Genomic DNA, 17491 nt, shown 5'->3' on the forward strand with positions numbered 1-17491 from the left:
CTAACAATATAGGAAAGTACGCAACATCATGAGAGCTTCTAGAAAAGGAGACGCATTAGCACAGCTGCTTTATAACGAAGGAATACGTTCACAAGCTGTGTTAAATGCTATTGCTGGCACGCCGAGGGAAGCGTTTCTTCCAGACGCTTTGCAACATAAAGCATATCAAAACACGGCCCTTCCCATCGGTCAGGGGCAAACCATTTCGCAGCCTTACATTGTAGCGAAAATGACCGAACTTCTGTTAGAAAGCCCAAACAAGCCAGAACGTGTTCTGGAAATTGGCACTGGTTCGGGCTATCAAACCGCGATTTTGGCACAGCTTTTTAATCATGTGTTTAGCGTGGAGCGCATCAAGTCTTTGCAATTTCATGCCAAGCGTCGCATGAATCAACTCGACCTACACAACATCGCTATGAAACATGGCGACGGCTGGAAAGGTTGGGAATCTAAGGGTTTGTACGATGCTATTATTGTTACTGCGGCTGCCGCTAGCCTACCTCAATCATTGTGTGATCAACTGAAAGAAGGCGGCAGGCTAATTATACCTGTTGGAAACGAACAGCAATCGCTTCTTTGTATCGACCGCGTTGATGGTGAACTGCAAACCACAACAATAGAATCTGTTCGATTTGTACCCTTGGTTGCAGGAGACCTAATGTGAAAATTTTTGAGCCATGCTACGACATGGCCTTGCGATGGGCTAAACACAAGCACGCATCTAAATACCTCGGTGGCCTAAGTTTTTCTGAATCTGTGTTCTTTCCTATACCTCCTGACGTTATGCTTGCGCCCATGGCAATGTCGCAACCTCATAAAGCGTGGCGATTTGCCCTTATTACCACCATGGCTTCAATTATTGGCGGAATAGCGGGTTACTGGCTAGGATACTATGCCTTTGAAGCGTGGTTGGCGCCGCTTATCGAAAAATGGGGTTATACACACAAAATAGACACCGCCACGGGATGGTTTGAAACCTACGGTGTATGGATAGTCTTCTTAGCTGGCTTTTCACCTATTCCCTATAAAATTTTTACTGTTAGTGCAGGCTTTCTGCAGATGGCATTTTTACCTTTTGTCCTTGCTTCTGCCGTTGGGCGAGGCGCACGCTTTTTCTTAGTCGCAGGGCTGATGCGATGGGGAGGCGCCCCAATGGAACAAAAGCTCAGGCAGTATGTCGAATTTCTTGGCTGGGCAGTCGTTGTTATCGCCGTTATTGCGTATTTAATTTTGCTATAGAATGAAAGCCACTTTTTTCCGCCACCTATTTATTTACACTTTATTAACATTAATCATTGGGTGTGCGGGAAGATCTACCCCTGCCCCCGTAGTATTGCTCAATAGCCAAGTAGAAAGTGGTAGTGAAGAGTATACCGCTAGCACGTATGAAGTGCGGCCAGGAGACACCCTCTTTGCCGTAGCCTGGTTTACTGGAAACGACTACCAAGATATTGCAAAATTCAACAATATTTCAAAGCCTTACACCATATTCCCGGGCCAAAAATTACGACTAAAAGCGCCTGTTAGCAAACCCTCGCCCTCCAAGCGTTCTAATATCAAGACCACTCGGTCTACAGATCCGACCTCCCCTCCTATAGCCAAAAGAGTGATTGACCAGTCGAAACCGCAGGCGTATGTTGAAGGTGAACAGGATGTTAAAGCACAAAAAAACACTAACGTCAAGAAGTCGACAGGCATTGTCAAAAAAACAGCGCCAAAGACATTTCCAGACAAAGTGGAAAAATGGATTTGGCCAGCAGAAGGTAAGCTTGTCGGTACTTTCAGTAAGGCGGAATCTGGAAATAAAGGAATTGATGTAGCTGGTGCACGAGGTAGCAAGGTCGTCGCGGCTGCAAGCGGTAAAGTCGTCTACTCGGGTAACGCACTTAGAGGGTACGGTAGGCTAGTTATAATAAAGCATACCGACACATTTCTAAGCGCATACGCATACAACGAGACCATTTTGGTAAAAGAGCGAGAATGGGTGTATGCTGGTCAAAAAATAGCCACAATGGGTAGTAGCGGCACTGATTCGGTAAAACTTCATTTTGAAGTTAGGTATCGCGGGAAGTCTTTAAACCCATTGAGATACCTGCCAAAAAAATAAAATAAAAAAAATAAATAATAATAATAAGAGACAAAGGAGAAACGTCATAAGGTAAACCTTTAAGCAGGAGATTCACCATGGGTAAGTCAAATAAAGCCTTAGAATCAAAATCTCAAGATGACTTAAACGTCATTGAAGTACCAGAAGAAGCTAAAGAAGATGAAACAGTATCAAACGATACTGATGCTGAAAATAATGACACCGTTTTTAACAAAAGCGAGCAACCGAAAAATTTAGACGCAACACAACTGTATTTAGGTGAAATAGGCTTCTCACCACTGCTTACCGCAGAGGAAGAAGTATACTTTGCCCGCCGTTCACTGAAAGGCTGTGAAGCCTCCCGCAAACGAATGATTGTCAGTAATCTTCGCCTAGTGGTGAAAATTGCACGAAGATATAACAACCGCGGCCTTGCCCTTCTCGATCTTATTGAAGAAGGTAATTTAGGCCTAATCCGCGCTGTCGAAAAATTTGATCCCGAACGAGGTTTTCGATTCTCCACGTATGCTACGTGGTGGATAAGACAAACTATCGAACGCGCTATTATGAATCAGACGCGAACTATTCGCCTCCCCATCCATGTTGTTAAAGAGTTAAATGTTTATCTACGGGCATCAAGAGAACTCTCGCAGAAACTTGATCATGAGCCAACCGCAGAAGAAATAGCGCTGGCACTAGACAAGCCTGTTGAAGACGTGACTAAAATGCTGCGTTTGAACGAGCGAATTACATCGGTAGACACCCCCATTGGCGGTGAAAGTGATAAAGCGCTTCTTGATATTATTGCTGATGAAAAAGAGTTCAGCCCTGAAGAGACACTTCAGGATAACGATATTAAAGGCAACATTGTTACCTGGCTTGAAGAGCTAAATCCGAAGCAACGAGAAGTACTTGCACGACGCTTTGGCCTATTAGGCTATGAGCCCTCGACATTAGAGGATGTTGGTGCCGAAATAGGGCTTACACGAGAGCGTGTACGTCAGATACAAGTAGAAGCATTACGTAGATTGCGTGACATGCTTAGCCATCAAGGGCTGTCTCTTGAGAGCTTATTTGATCAAATGAAATAAACACAAGCTAGTACTCAATTGGGAGCTAGCACGTAAAAATAAGATGATAGTAAAATGCCGAGCTCATTTTAAAATGAACTCGGCATTTTTTTTATAGCGGCGAACTCGCTCGGAATTTGCCCACCAATGACAAACTACTTAATGTCACGCTGAAAGGTAACAAAGGTATAAGCGTGCTTATTCTTTTCATCGCTCTTGTGTGACTCTCTTTGTGTTTCTATCCAGCTTCCTTTAGCGTGAAAGTCAGGGAACTGAGTGTCACCGCTTACCTGTAAGTCGATAAAAGTTAAATACAGCGTGGTGGCTTCAGGTAAAAATGCATCATATATAGTTCCCCCCCCGATAATCATAACCTCATCGATATTATCGGCAGACTGCGCTTCTGCAGCTTCTAAGGCTTCAGCTTGGGTGTGCACCACTGTGGCGTCTGCCAGCGTATATTCTTTGTTGCTGGTCATTACAATATTCGGTCTGCCAGGTAACGCGCGCCCTATAGACTCATAAGTTTTTCTGCCCATGATGACCGCCTTGCCCAAGGTTACAGACTTAAAATGCTTTAAATCTGCAGGCAAATGCCACGGCATGTCGTTATCAGCGCCGATAATACGGTTCTCTGCCATTGCGGCAATCATTGCTATTTTCATCAATATCTCACTACAAGCATACGGTTACTAAATGATATGTACAAAAAAGCACGACAATCATCGTGCTTTTGCGCTTTCAACTATAAGGGCGTGTTGACCTTCGTATTAACGACGGTATTCCACGTCTACATCGTAATCGTCTTCGTCCCAGTCTTCATCGTCGTCTAAGTCATCGACCAAATCATCATGGGCTTCAAGGGTATTACGGTGATACGTATCCCACTTAAACTCGACGTCTTTCTTGTCACCTTCTTCCTCAACTTCGGCAGGAAGGGTTTCAATAAAGTTCATCACATCTCTACATAACGGATCGAGGTTAAGCTTTTGGAACGCTGATATTTGATATACCGGGCCTTCCCACTCTAGCGAGTCTACCACCTTCTGACAAATTTCAGCGGCTTCTTCCTCAAGTAGCAAGTCGACCTTATTAAACACTAGCCAGCGCGGCTTGTTGGCTAATTTAGGGCTGTATTTTTCTAGCTCTTGAACAATAGCTCGGGCATTTTCTGCAGGGTCAGTTTCATCAACCGGGAATATATCTACCACGTGCAATAAAATGCGGCAGCGTTCTAAGTGCTTTAAGAACTGAATACCTAAACCAGCACCTTCCGCAGCGCCTTCTATTAGACCGGGAATGTCTGCAACAACGAAGCTACGCTGAGCGTCTTGACGAACCACACCAAGGTTAGGCACCAAGGTGGTAAACGGGTAATCGGCTACTTTTGGTTTAGCCGCAGACACTGAGCGAATAAACGTGGATTTGCCCGCATTTGGCATGCCTAATAAACCTACGTCTGCAAGCAGCATAAGCTCTAGCTTTAGGTTGCGAATTTCACCAGGTGTACCGTTTGTTTTATGGCGTGGTGCACGGTTAGTACTGCTTTTGAAGCGCGCGTTACCAAGACCGTGAAAACCGCCCTGGGCCACCTTAAGCTGCTGACCATGACGGGTAAGATCACCAAGCATTTCACCAGTGTCTACATCGGTAGCGCGCGTTCCTACTGGAACACTTACATTGAGATCTTGGCCTTTTCTTCCGATACAATCGGAACCTTGACCGTTTTTGCCGCGCTCGGCACGATGAAATCGCTCGAAACGATAGTCGATCAATGTATTTAGGTTTTCATCAGCAACTAAGAAAACGCTGCCGCCGTCACCACCGTCGCCACCATCTGGTCCGCCTTTAGGTACGTATTTTTCCCTTCTAAAGCCAATTACGCCGTTTCCGCCATCTCCGGCTTCAACACGAATTTCAGCTTCATCTACAAATTTCATTTATCACTCCGGGCAATGTTGCCTTGGGTTATTGCTTAACACTAAGAACCCTAAGTTTACACTACAATACGCACTTTCGCGTAGTAGCAAACTCAAGGATATAAAAACAAATGTCGCCTGTATATTGAATGTAAATACCGCTATATGCACATAGGCAAAAGGGGCTGCATCAATATCAGGTCTCATAAAACAAAAAACCCCGCAAACGCGGGGTTTTTGAAAGCTTTCTTGGCTAGTTAGCGTAATGCTTACTCGCCGATGATGCTTACAAACTTACGGTTCTTCGGTCCTTTAACATCGAACTGAACTTTACCGTCTTTAAGTGCAAACAACGTGTGGTCTTTACCGATACCCATGTTGTCACCAGCGTGGAAACGAGTACCACGTTGACGAACAATGATGTTACCAGCAAGAACAGATTCACCACCAAAGCGCTTAACACCTAGGCGTTTACTCTCTGAATCACGACCGTTTTTGGTACTACCACCAGCTTTTTTGTGTGCCATGTGTTCGTGCTCCTCTTATGCGTTGATACCAGTGATTTTCACTTCCGTGAACCACTGACGGTGACCAGCTTGCTTGCGAGAGTGCTTACGACGACGGAACTTAACGATAGTTACTTTATCGCCACGACCGTGTGTTACCACCTCTGCAGTCACCTTACCACCAGCAACGTTTGGTGTGCCGATTTTTACGTCGTCACCGTTGCTTACCATTAAAACTTTGTCAAATTCAACCGTTTCGCCTGGGGCTACTTCGATTTTTTCAAGACGAACGGTTTGGCCTTCGGCCACACGGTGTTGTTTACCGCCACTTTGGAAAACCGCGTACATAGTTAACTCCGCTCTGCGTCCACTGACGCTTCAATTCAAAAAACAGGGCGCAAATTCTACGTGAAACATCTGTAAATCACAAGCCCGATTCGTAGAAAAAATGATTATTTTTCCAACATGGGTTGGATTATGCCTCAATTGCCCATTTGATGCAGCTTACAATCACATAAATATGGATAAAAAATGAAAAAAATATGACATGGCGCTGTTTTTAAACCGAGTTTTATCGCAAATTTGCCACCTGAAGGCTCTGGCGATCAATTTAGCTTCGTTAGTTTTTGCTTCTACGATCGCGCTAAGACAGCACCTTCACCCGCTATAGGATCTCAATATCGATCGCACGCGATCCCTATGAGCAGCCCGTTTTAGCTAAATGCTAGCGACGGTGTGTAGATGCTAGAACCGGTCTTACTCGATACTCTTTGATTTTCAGCACGTACTAACTATAGACAAAAGTAGTAGTAAAATAGGCGCATACGCTTTTGTAGCACTAAGAAAAATGAAGAAAACACCGGCTTTGGCAAGAAAAACAACGAAAGCCGCTAAATTTTACAATATCTGATATTACAGCATGACATGTATGGTACATGTTGTGTAAGCACAGCAAGCGCTGATATAAGCGTTTGAATCTTCAAGCACAAAACGTGCGTATTAGTTTGTGACATAAAGCGGTTTTAACCTTTACATTTCAAATGCGTTAAACTGTGATTTTTTGGGACAATTTGGTGGATAGTATGTGGCATTAAGGTACAATCGCCCTCAATACAGCACCAATCGTAAGAGTAAGTATTTATTGCCATGCCTATGGATATAGACCAAATTCGCGCACTGTCTAGCGACGATATGCAAGCAGTCAACACATTGATTCAAGAACAAGTGGACTCTGACGTTGCACTTATCAATCAGCTTGGCTTTTACATTGTTAATAGCGGTGGCAAGCGCTTACGCCCTCTTCTTACTGTACTTAGCGCGCGAGCAATGGGTATTGAAAATAACGAGCACCACACGCTGGCCGCTATTGTTGAATTTATTCACACCGCAACGCTACTTCACGATGATGTTGTTGATGAATCGACTATGCGCAGAGGTCGTGAAACAGCGAACGCGGTTTTTGGTAACCAAGCATCTGTGTTGGTTGGCGATTTTTTATATACCCGCTCATTTCAAATGATGGTAAGCCTTAAGCGCATGCGCGTTATGCAGATATTGTCTGAAGCGACAAATCAGATTGCCGAAGGCGAAGTGCTGCAGCTCATGAATTGCAACGACGCCAACACAACGGAAGCCCGTTATTTTGACGTTATCTACGGTAAAACCGCTCGTTTGTTTGAAGCTGCCACACAGCTTGCAGCAGTATTAACTGACCAAAGCGAAGCCATTGAACACGCCATGCAAGAATACGGTAAGCACTTAGGCACAGCCTTTCAGTTAGCTGATGATTTGCTTGATTACATGGCAGACAGTGAAGAAATGGGTAAAAACGCAGGTGATGACCTAGCCGAAGGCAAACCCACCCTTCCCTTACTATATGCAATGTGGCATGCCCAAAACGACGACGATAAAACACTGATTCGAGACGCCATTGAACAGAGTAATGGCTTAGCCCACCTCACTCGAATTCAAGGGATCATGGAAGCCACCGGCGCGCTGGATTACACCAGACAGTGCGCACAAAACGAAGTTGATATGGCAATAGAAAGCCTTGCGTCTATCCCAGACTCACAATACAAAGACGCATTAATTGCTCTCGCTCATATCTCAATAGAGCGCACGAGCTAACTGATTTTTTTGTTCTCTGAAATGGTAGCTGAATTTTATGCAGCTACCCTTCCAACATGTGCCCGATAATCCCAACCAGAAAACCCAATATTCCCCCTAGCGGCGGTAACCAATGATTCTCCATTCGAATTTGCGGTGCAATATCCTGAAACACCGAATACAAAATACCGCCCGCTGCAAACAACATAATGCCGCTAGTGATGACAGGAAATTGAGCCAAATAGAAGTAGCCAACTAAGCTGAAAATGGGCCCTAGCAATGCCATTAACACAAAGATAGAAATTAACTTTGTGCTGCGCTTTTTATTCTTCGGCACCATTTCACGATAAGCATTGAATCCTTCAGGTAAATTTTGTACCACGATTAACGCGCCCAACAGCATGGTAGAGCCACCAAGCGCGGCAGTTGCACCTAACGCTATAGACTCAGGCACAAAGTCACTGAGCATGGCCGCGAACTGACTGCCTGCCGTTTTCTTCTTCGCTAAGTAAACATCTAAGAACATAAATGCAAGTGCGCCGCAGATAAAGCACGCTATTGCTGCAAAAACAGAGAGATTCTCTACCCCCTTTGGCACAAGCACTAGCCCTACCGCCGATATCAAAGCCCCTGCCCCTAAGGCCAAAATACCATGCCGTATCTCCTGCTCTCGCCACTGAGGCTGAATATGCTCATAGGTGGCCAGCAAGGCCCCTGCTGGCATAGCTAGACCCGCAATGGTCACAACAATAAGTAGATTAATAATACTGGCGTCGAACATAAATTTGCGCTTCCAATGTGCGTGTTAAAGGAGCTTGTTGACTCGGTTACACCTGTTGATATCTATGAAAGCCAACCAAAAAGAGCAGCGATTCGCTGCTCTTTTCAGTGTTCAAGATTAGGCCGTTTAATTAAGATCGAGATCCCGCGTCATATTTTCGTTCTTATCACGGTGCACAATAATATTATCTTCAATACGAATACCGCCAAATGGCTTGTACTTATCTACCGTGTCCCAGTTGATGTATTTTGACGCTGGCGTTGCTTTTAAGTCTCGCAACAAGCTTTCAATAAAATACAAACCTGGTTCAATAGTAAATACCTGACGAGGCTCTACGACACGAGTACAGCGTAAAAACGGATGATCTTCTGGCGCCGTTTTTGGCGTGCCCCTATCATCATTAACAAGCCCGCCTACATCGTGTACCTGTAGTCCAAGGAAGTGACCAATACCATGGGGGAAGAAAGTACGTGTTATTCCCATTTCAACAATGTCTTGAGGCTTTAGGTTAACTACACCTGTGTCGTGAAGAATTTGAGCAATACCGTCGTGTGCCAGTAGGTGAATATCAGTATATGCCACACCAGGCTTCAGGCTGTCTGCTAGTGTTAGCGTGACGTTGTCTACCGCTTTTATCAAATCTGCAAATAGAGATGAGTTTTGGCTGTAGGTTCTGGTGATATCTGCTGCGTAGCAGTTGTAAGTGGCGCCTGCGTCAATAAGAAACGAGCGCGATGTTTTAGGTGCAATATTGTCGCACTGCATGTAGTGCAAAATAGACGCGTGTTCATTTAAAGCAACAATACTGGTGTAGGGCACGTCGTTGTCGCCCTGTCTGCACGCGGCGGCATACGCCAAGTTGATATCAAACTCGCTCTTACCTTCGCGAAACGCTTGTTCTGCGGCTCGGTGACCGGCCACGGCAAGCTTATTCGCTTCACGCATACAGTCTAGCTCGTAATCTGTTTTATAGGCACGTTGATAGTGCAAGTAGTGCAGCACTCTGTCTGGATTCACGTTATCGAAGCCAAGGGCTTTCGCCACCTCGATATACTCGCCAATGTACGCCATACGAGATTTATCGTAAGGAAGGTGCTTTTCTACTGCATCGGCCTGTTGTAGCAACACAATGTTAAAGCTGTCTGTCCAGAAATCGTTTGGCTCTGGCGGCACTTTGTGCCAAAAATCTTCAGGGCGATAAAAGATAAGTGTTGGCTTATCTTCACCGTTAACTACCAACCAACAGTTAGGGTTATCTATTACCGGCAACCACGCTTTAAACTGCGGGTTCACTTTAAATGGATAGTGGTTATCATCTAAAAATAAGCGCTTGCCTTGGCCTGAGTGAATGACTAAACCGTCTAGTCCTTCACGCTGCAATGCTTCGCGTGTTCTAGCTTGTAACTCTTCTATATGCTGTTCGTAGGTTGCTTTATGGTGCGACATAGCCCCTCTTATTTTGTTCGTTGTTAGTTTTCTAATGCTGTATTACTGACATTTACTCTAGTACGAGTATACCATGAGCCTGTGCTCTTATTTATACCCCTACGATAAACTGCAGCCCAGCAGTGTTAACTTGCCACCTGAGCTGTGGCGTTAACGGTACAGCCAAGTTCGATTGACCTAAAAGCTGACAGCGCCCTTATTTTGGCGCTAACTGCATAACACCGGTTACTGGATGTGTACTCACCGCGTCTGCCGATGGGATCATATCCGAAGTAAGCTGAGGAAATATGTTGTTGCTGTTGCCAAGCTGCTGCTCGTATATATGTTGATACGTCATAACCGCTTTTACGTAAGCTCGAGTCTCTTTGTAAGGGATATTCTCAATCCAGATGTCCACCGGCAGCGCTTCATTCACGGGCAGCCACTCTAACACTTTTCTCCACCCGGCATTGTAAGACGCCGATACCAGTACCGGGTTGTTATCCAGTTTATCCATCAAATAGCGCAGGTACTGCACGCCGTACTCTACGTTCTCATTAACATCAAAAAGCTGACTGCGACTAACTTTAGTTTGCGCTACATATTTTGCCGTACCGGGCATTAACTGCATTAATCCTGCGGCGCCAACTGGCGATACAGCATCACTTCTAAACGAACTCTCTCGCCGAGCAATAGCCATCGCAAACGAGGTAGAGATATTGTGTGCTTCTGCCTTTTCACTAAAAACGTCATTAAAGGCAAGAGGGAAGCGTCGCTCTACATCATCCCAGTAGCCACTTCTCGCGAAGCTGCTTATTGCTTGGTCGTATAACCCCCACTCGTAGGCCAATATTCCTGCGTCGGTTATTTGATTATTTGGTATGTGAGTTAGCAAGTAGTACCACTCTCGTCTTGCTTCGGTCGCGCGGTCAAGACGAAAAAACTCCACTGCCCGCAAGGTGGCCGGTGTTACTGCAAGCTTGGCGATAGCGTTGCTATTTTTAGGTGCTGGATTGTTTTTTAGCGATGGAGAAGTGTTGATATGCGCACTTGCCATAAACCCATAGTAGTGACGCTCTTGTGCTAGCTGTTGATAAAGCACGGTGGCGCGCATGGGCTGCTCAGATTGTTCTAGCGACCGCGCAAGCCAATACCGATAGTTTGCTTTACGTTGTAACGCTTCTGGCGCGTTTTCAATAATTCGGATGACCTCGTCAAACTGCTTTGTACGAAGAAGGTGTGATACATGCCACAGCATTATGTCGTCGTTAGCGCCGGGGGCATCCGCTCTCTCTAACCAGTGGTGGGCTTGTGGCGACTTTTCTAACGTAAAGCTAAGCGCAATTGCACGATTTATAACATGGCGCTGCGCCTGTGAAAATACGCCTTGTTGATCATATCGCTCGTACACCTTTGCCGCAGTGGCTGGCTGTTGCCACGCCAGCTTTTCAAGAGACCATACCAGCGCTTCTCGCTCGCTTTGCACGTTCTTTAAGGGAAATAGCTTACTCTTTTGCACGCTGCTGACACTTCGCGTAACCGATAGCCAAATATCTGCAATGTACTGATCGCTTGCGGGAAGTTGACGCTTAAGATAAGGAATAATGCGTCTATTCTTTTCTTTAGCCGCAATTTCAATGCGCTTAATCACCATAGCAGGCGACATTAATCCTGCTTTTTTCCACTTTGCAAAAAGCGGATCGCATTCATCAGGTTGAGACTGACCGTGCAGCCACAGGGTGTCTACTTCTCGCAGTACTTGCTTTGCTGGCTCGCCATTTTGTAAACGGTAGTTCAGTGAAATACAGGTAAGTTTTGCCCCCATGCCGCTACTATAGCTGTCGAGAAAGGCCTGTTGGTGATTGCGTTTGGCCAAATAATTAAGCCATTTGTATCGCAAGCCATAGCTCACTGGCTGCCCGCGGTAGTCGTGCAGAAACTGCTTCACGTCGCGCTTTGTGCGAATAGACATGGTGCGCTCTAGTTTTAAGCGCAGTAAATAAGGGTACAGGGGATAGTCTGCCAGTGCGTAAATTTCACCGTCGAAGTCGTTAATACGACGACGCGAATACGTACGCAACTTTTCTTCTAGCGTAAGAAAATGCTGGCGTTTTTCAGCGTACATATCTGGCGGCAAGGTAAGTGATTGGGCTTGCGTGTGCTGCTGAGCGGCATGTAAAGAAGAAAATGGCAGTGCACAAAGCACTAGCATGGCGCAATTTAATAAAAAAACGGGCCGCAATAGTTTATTAGCCCGCAATGCGTGCATGCCAAAAGCGGTGTCGCGAAGACGATATACGCGCGACCAATAATGATATATAGACACAAAAAGCCCCCTACCCTGAATTGAACTCAACCTGTTTTGCACTAGCTTTGCATTAACGTGGAAAACGCCGAGTTGCTCGTTATACCTAACTCATAGAAATGGCAATGGCCGTTCATGAGTGGCATATGTTGCTGTGATAACCGCATTAATACTGCATATGTACTAATTAGCTGTGTACTTACTTAATGGTTAGTAAATACTTTATGAAAGCGCGATAAACGCCTAGCAAAAGTCAGTAATGAGCGTTAACAGCTTGGCTCCATGCCATTGAAGATGTTGTGCCGACTGCCCCTATTCATGTTTTACATCGTTAGCAATGCTTTACAAACATAGGCAGACTTATTGTCGATTATTCTTATATTAGATTGGCGCTTTGCGCTGATTATGCTCATTATACAACCACCAATACCGAAATGAAGCGTGAATTCGCTATTTACTCTTGAATTTAAGTCATCCGACCACTACCTTATGACAAATTGAAACAGATGTTTGAATTTTTGTGTGGCTTTGTAAAACCTGTAGCCACCCTAACGCGTTAGTAAATTGATACTGCCCTACAACACAGTTGGATTTAATTTACTAACATCCTGGCCAATGCCGAAGGAGATGATAATGATATACACAGGCAAAAGTCTTTCCGTCAGTCCGCTAGATGACGGCTTTGCTGAGCTAGTATTCGATGCTGAAGGTTCAGTAAACAAGTTTGACCGTCAAACGGTATCTGAACTTGACGAAGCAACTAAAGCGCTCGTTGCCAAAGGCGACGTAAAAGGCTTAGTAGTTCGCTCAGCAAAAAGCACCTTTATTGTGGGTGCTGATATTACCGAGTTCACTGGCCTTTTTGCCATGGACGATGCAGAAGTACTAGAGTGGGTGGCTAACACCTCACAAGTATTCGATCGCTTTGAAGATTTACCTTTCCCTACAATTGCAGCGGTAAACGGTTTTGCACTTGGTGGCGGTTGTGAAATGGCGTTAGCCTGTGACCTTCGCGTTGCTGACACGACTGCAAGCATAGGTTTGCCAGAAGTAAAACTGGGCCTTATGCCTGGATTTGGTGGCACAGTGCGTTTACCACGTCTTATTGGTGCCGATAATGCACTAGAGTGGATGACAACGGGCCGCGACAGAAAAGCAGCCAAAGCAATGGCCGAAGGCGCTGTTGATGCGGTAGTGGCACCAGAAGCACTCGCGACAAGCGCGCTGTCGATGCTTAAAGATGCAGTGTCAGGCGACCTAAACTGGGGCGCTCGTCGTGCTCAGAAAAAAGCACCACTACAACTAAATAAAAACGAAGCCATGATGAGCTTCTCTACCGCGCAAGCCATGGTATTTGCACAAGCAGGTAAACATTATCCTGCGCCACATAAAATGGTAGAAACCGTACAAAAAGCGGCTGGCATGGACCGTGACGGCGCACTTAAAGTTGAAAATGAAGGCTTTGTAGCACTGGCAAAAACTGATGCGGCGAAAGCACAAATTGGTATTTTCCTAGCTGACCAGCTAGTAAAAGGCAAAGGCAAGAAACAAGCAAAAGCCAGCAAGAAAGACATCAAGCTTAATGCGGTACTAGGCGCCGGTATTATGGGCGGCGGTATTGCTTACCAAAGTGCCGTAAAAGGTATGCCGGTAGTGATGAAAGATATCAATACTGACGCACTCGACCTAGGTCTTAACGAAGCGGCCAGTATTTTAGGCAAAGGCATGAAGCGTGGCAAAGTAGACGCGTCTAAAATGGCGAAAACACTGAACGCTATTACGCCAACCCTTGAGTACAGCGCCATAAAAGATGCTGACCTAGTTATTGAAGCGGTAGTAGAAAACCCGAAAGTGAAAGGGATAGTGCTTAAAGAAACAGAGCAAAACGTTGCCGACGACGCAATTATTTGTTCTAACACATCAACTATCTCAATTAACCAACTTGCAGAAAGCTTAGATAAGCCAGAGCGTTTCTGTGGTATGCACTTCTTCAACCCAGTACACCGCATGCCGCTAGTTGAAATTATTCGCGGCGAGAAAACGTCTGAAGACACCATTAATGCTGTTGTGGCAACAACATTACGCATGGGTAAAACGCCTATTGTAGTGAACGACTGCCCAGGCTTTTTAGTTAACCGCGTATTGTTCCCATACTTTGCTGGCTTTAGCCAACTATTGCTTGATGGTGCAGACTTTGTCGCCGTTGATAAAGAAATGGAAAAACAATTCGGTTGGCCAATGGGCCCTGCTTATCTTATGGATGTAGTAGGTATTGATACTGGCGATCACGCGGCTGACGTTATGGCTGCAGGCATTCCTGAGCGTATGGCACGTTTAGGCGATGACCCAGTAACCGTACTTTACAAAGAAAAGCGTTTAGGCCAGAAAAACGGCAAAGGGTTTTATAACTACGGCAAAGACAAGCGTGGTAAGCCAACGAAAGTGGCTGCCGATGAAGCCTATAGCTTGTTAGCTCCTATCGTTTCTGAGAAGAAAGATTTTGACGCACAAGACATTATTGCTCGTCTTATGGTGCCAATGGCTAACGAAGCTATTCGCTGCCTAGAAGAAGGTATTGTAGACAGTGCTGCAGAGGCAGACATGGCGCTACTATACGGCTTAGGCTTCCCGCCGTTCCGCGGTGGTATTTTCCGTTGGATTGAAACAATGGGACTAGCAAACTTTGTTGCACTTGCAGACAAGTACGCTGACCTTGGCCCGATTTACCAAATTTCAGATGGCGTTCGCAAGATGGCTGCTGAAGGTAAATCTTACTTCGCTTAATCCTTAGGAGAATATAAATGAAAGACGTCGTAGTAATCGATTGCGTACGCACCCCTATGGGACGCTCTAAGGGTGGCGTATTTAGAAATGTTCGTGCAGAAGACCTTTCTGCTGCACTGATGACTGCGCTATTAGAGCGCAACCCAAATGTAAACCCAGCTGACATAGAAGATATTATTTGGGGCTGTGTACAGCAAACCAAAGAACAAGGCTTCAACGTTGCACGTAACGCACAGCTGCTTACACAAATTCCACGCACCACAGGTGCGGTAACCGTTAACCGTTTGTGTGGCTCTTCAATGCAAGCCCTTCACGATGCCACAAGTGGCATTATGAGTGGCCGCGGCGATATCTACATGATTGGTGGTGTTGAACACATGGGCCACGTACCTATGAACTACAACATCGACTTTCACCCAGGCCTTGCGAAATACACCGCAAAAGCTTCGGGCATGATGGGGATGACTGCAGAGCTGCTTGGTCGTCAAAACGGTATTAGCCGTGAAATGCAGGATGCCTTTGGCGCTCGCTCTCACCAGCTAGCACACAAAGCACACCTCGAAGGCCGCTGGGCCAACGAAATTGTGCCTGTGGAAGGTCACGACGCAGACGGTACGCTTAAGCTAATAAGTCATGACGAAGTTATTCGCCCTGAAAGTACAGCAGAAAGTATGGCGGCTCTTCGCCCCGTATTTGACCCTGTGAACGGTACGGTAACGGCAGGTACATCTTCGGCGCTGTCGGACGGTGCATCAGGCATGCTGCTTATGTCTGCCGATAAAGCAAAAGAGCTAGGCTTAACGCCACGTGCGAAAATTCGTGCAATGGCAGTAGCAGGTTGTGACGCCGCAATTATGGGTTACGGCCCAGTACCGGCAACACAAAAAGCACTTAAACGCGCTGGTTTAACGATGGACGACATTCAGTTGGCTGAGTTTAACGAAGCGTTTGCTGCTCAGGCACTATCTTGCATTAAGCAGTTGGGCTGGATGGATAACCTGGATGATAAAATTAACCTTAACGGCGGCGCTATTGCATTAGGTCACCCATTAGGTTGTTCAGGTGCTCGTATTTCAGGTACCTTGATTAACTTGATGGAATCGCAAGATGTAGAGCTAGGCTTAGCCACCATGTGTATTGGTTTAGGCCAAGGTATTGCTACTGTATTTGAACGCGTTTAATTAGTTAAACACGTTTTATTGAAAGGGCCTTCGGGCCCTTTTTTGTTGCCTACCTATCACCTTTATTTCAATACTCTAGACAGTGGACTAACCACACCTTGCGCACCTTGTTGCAGAACATGGGTATAAATTTGTGTGGTTTTCACGTCAGAATGACCTAGTTGGGTTTGCACTGTACGAATATCAGCGCCAGCTTGTAACAGGTGCGTAGCGAAGGAATGGCGAAGTGTATGCGGCGTTACCTTTTTTTTGATGTAGCAGGCCTTCGCTGTATTTCTAATGGCCTTTTGAATACTCGACTCGTCGATATGGTGTCGACGCACCTTTTGATTTTCTGGGTCAACGGATAGCCGCGATGAAGGAAAAAGATAGTGCCAGCCCAATTCCCGCGGACCGTTTTTATATTTCACGCGCAACCTATGAGGTAAATAGACACCTTCATACTTTGGATTTTGTAGGTCAGCCACCAAATAGTTTTCAACCACACCAATTTGACGAGTAAGCCCAGGCTTTAGCTCGGCGGCCAGCGTAACAATGCGATGCTTGCCGCCCTTACCATCCCAAATGCGGATAGCGTTATAGTCGAAATCTATGTCTTTCACGCGTAACCGAACCGCTTCCATTAAACGCAGCCCACTGCCATAGAGTAACGAAACGGGCAGCTTCAAGTTCGCAGGAATTTGCGCAAATAATGAGACCACTTCCTCTTGTGTAAGCACGACGGGTAACTTTGCACGCCTTCGACTAGTAACAAAGTCTAGCTCTAAAGTGAGTGGACGCTCTATTATATCTCGGTAAAGAAACGCCAATGCATTTAGTGCGCTCGCTTGAGTAGCAGGCGCAACGTTCTTAGCATTCACTAAATGAGACAAAAACAATTCTACCTCTTTATCGGCCATTTCAGAGGGGTGTCTATTATTATTGAAACGAATAAAGCTAACTATCCACGTGGTATAAAGTTCAATTGTGCGCTTCGCATAGCGTCGATTTCGCATGTGCTCAACCACCATTTGCATAAACATTGATTTCATTTTTATAAAATTTATTAACTGTAAATGCAGACAGCATTACTGCTTTTCAAACACAGGTAAAATAAAACGGATATATTCCGTACTTAAGGCCAGCATTTTCAGATAGAAAGTATAGGTTGTTGATGAAAGGACATTTACGTGCGAAAGTTAACAAACTATAAAACGTGATATATGGAATTAATCCGCCTTGCATAAAGGATTTTTTCCGTACACTAAATTGTTAGGGTAACCGGAAAAAGGAATTTTCAGATGAAGTATCTAGTTTTATTTTTTCTTTGTAGCTTTGCGGTCAATGCA

At 45.4% G+C, this 17491-nt stretch carries 15 protein-coding genes; 7 read left to right on the forward strand and 8 right to left on the reverse strand.

The annotated features are described in order from the left end of the window. Positions 1–28: 28 nt before the first annotated feature. The 4 genes from JV36_RS0106860 to rpoS all read left to right on the forward strand — a co-directional run bounded on the left by JV36_RS0106860 (position 29) and on the right by rpoS (position 3177). A complete protein-coding gene (locus tag JV36_RS0106860; protein ID WP_032095648.1) occupies positions 29–664 on the forward strand; it encodes a protein-L-isoaspartate(D-aspartate) O-methyltransferase in 636 nt (211 codons plus the stop codon). Further along, complete coding sequence (locus tag JV36_RS0106865) at positions 661–1239, forward strand: YqaA family protein (protein WP_032095647.1); 579 nt, start codon at positions 661–663, stop codon at positions 1237–1239. Before JV36_RS0106860 ends, JV36_RS0106865 begins: the two co-directional genes overlap by 4 nt. Position 1240: 1 nt before the next feature. Beyond that, positions 1241–2107 carry a peptidoglycan DD-metalloendopeptidase family protein gene (locus tag JV36_RS0106870; RefSeq protein WP_052010127.1) on the forward strand — a complete coding sequence of 289 codons (867 nt, stop codon included), beginning with the start codon at positions 1241–1243 and terminating at the stop codon, positions 2105–2107. 77 nt (positions 2108–2184) lie between these two features. After that, positions 2185–3177, forward strand: a complete 993-nt coding sequence (gene rpoS / locus JV36_RS0106875) for an RNA polymerase sigma factor RpoS (RefSeq protein WP_032095646.1) — start codon at positions 2185–2187, stop codon at positions 3175–3177. Between the two features lie 134 nt (positions 3178–3311). On the opposite strand, the gene folA is transcribed toward rpoS, so the two are convergent. From folA to rplU, 4 genes are all read right to left on the reverse strand, one after another. Continuing rightward, entirely contained in the window at positions 3312–3821 is a 510-nt protein-coding gene (gene folA / locus JV36_RS0106880; protein ID WP_235207791.1) for a type 3 dihydrofolate reductase, read from the reverse strand. A gap of 105 nt (positions 3822–3926) precedes the next feature. After that, positions 3927–5096, reverse strand: coding sequence for an Obg family GTPase CgtA (gene cgtA, locus JV36_RS0106885; RefSeq protein ID WP_032095644.1), 1170 nt, complete (start codon positions 5094–5096; stop codon positions 3927–3929). Positions 5097–5344: 248 nt separating this feature from the next. Further along, the gene (gene rpmA / locus JV36_RS0106890) at positions 5345–5602 is read right to left on the reverse strand and encodes a 50S ribosomal protein L27 (protein WP_032095643.1); all 258 of its coding nucleotides are present in this window, start codon (positions 5600–5602) and stop codon (positions 5345–5347) included. Positions 5603–5617: 15 nt separating this feature from the next. Further along, entirely contained in the window at positions 5618–5929 is a 312-nt protein-coding gene (gene rplU / locus JV36_RS0106895; RefSeq protein ID WP_032095642.1) for a 50S ribosomal protein L21, read from the reverse strand. An 804-nt stretch (positions 5930–6733) separates the two neighbouring features. On the opposite strand from rplU, the gene ispB reads away from it, so the two are divergent. Further along, positions 6734–7708: an octaprenyl diphosphate synthase gene (ispB, locus tag JV36_RS0106900; protein WP_032095641.1), complete on the forward strand. Its 975-nt coding sequence runs from the start codon at positions 6734–6736 to the stop codon at positions 7706–7708. Positions 7709–7751: 43 nt separating this feature from the next. Here ispB and JV36_RS0106905 read toward each other — a convergent pair whose 3' ends face one another. The 3 genes from JV36_RS0106905 to JV36_RS0106915 form a co-directional block, all read right to left on the reverse strand. Then, a complete protein-coding gene (locus JV36_RS0106905; RefSeq protein ID WP_032095640.1) occupies positions 7752–8468 on the reverse strand; it encodes a ZIP family metal transporter in 717 nt (238 codons plus the stop codon). Between the two features lie 126 nt (positions 8469–8594). After that, positions 8595–9914 (reverse strand): Xaa-Pro dipeptidase, encoded by a 1320-nt coding sequence (pepQ, locus tag JV36_RS0106910; RefSeq protein ID WP_032095639.1) that lies wholly within the window; start codon positions 9912–9914, stop codon positions 8595–8597. 196 nt (positions 9915–10110) lie between these two features. Further along, positions 10111–12219: a transglycosylase SLT domain-containing protein gene (locus JV36_RS0106915; protein WP_235207792.1), complete on the reverse strand. Its 2109-nt coding sequence runs from the start codon at positions 12217–12219 to the stop codon at positions 10111–10113. 612 nt (positions 12220–12831) lie between these two features. Here JV36_RS0106915 and fadB point away from each other — a divergent pair. Beyond that, positions 12832–14982, forward strand: a complete 2151-nt coding sequence (gene fadB / locus JV36_RS0106920; RefSeq protein ID WP_032095638.1) for a fatty acid oxidation complex subunit alpha FadB — start codon at positions 12832–12834, stop codon at positions 14980–14982. A gap of 17 nt (positions 14983–14999) precedes the next feature. Next, a complete protein-coding gene (gene fadA, locus JV36_RS0106925) occupies positions 15000–16163 on the forward strand; it encodes an acetyl-CoA C-acyltransferase FadA (RefSeq protein WP_032095637.1) in 1164 nt (387 codons plus the stop codon). Between the two features lie 62 nt (positions 16164–16225). On the opposite strand, the gene JV36_RS0106930 is transcribed toward fadA, so the two are convergent. Further along, positions 16226–17194: an integron integrase gene (locus tag JV36_RS0106930; protein ID WP_032095636.1), complete on the reverse strand. Its 969-nt coding sequence runs from the start codon at positions 17192–17194 to the stop codon at positions 16226–16228. Positions 17195–17491: the final 297 nt, after the last annotated feature.

The sequence above is a fragment of the Alteromonas sp. LOR genome (assembly GCF_000753865.1).
Lineage (GTDB): Bacteria > Pseudomonadota > Gammaproteobacteria > Enterobacterales > Alteromonadaceae > Alteromonas.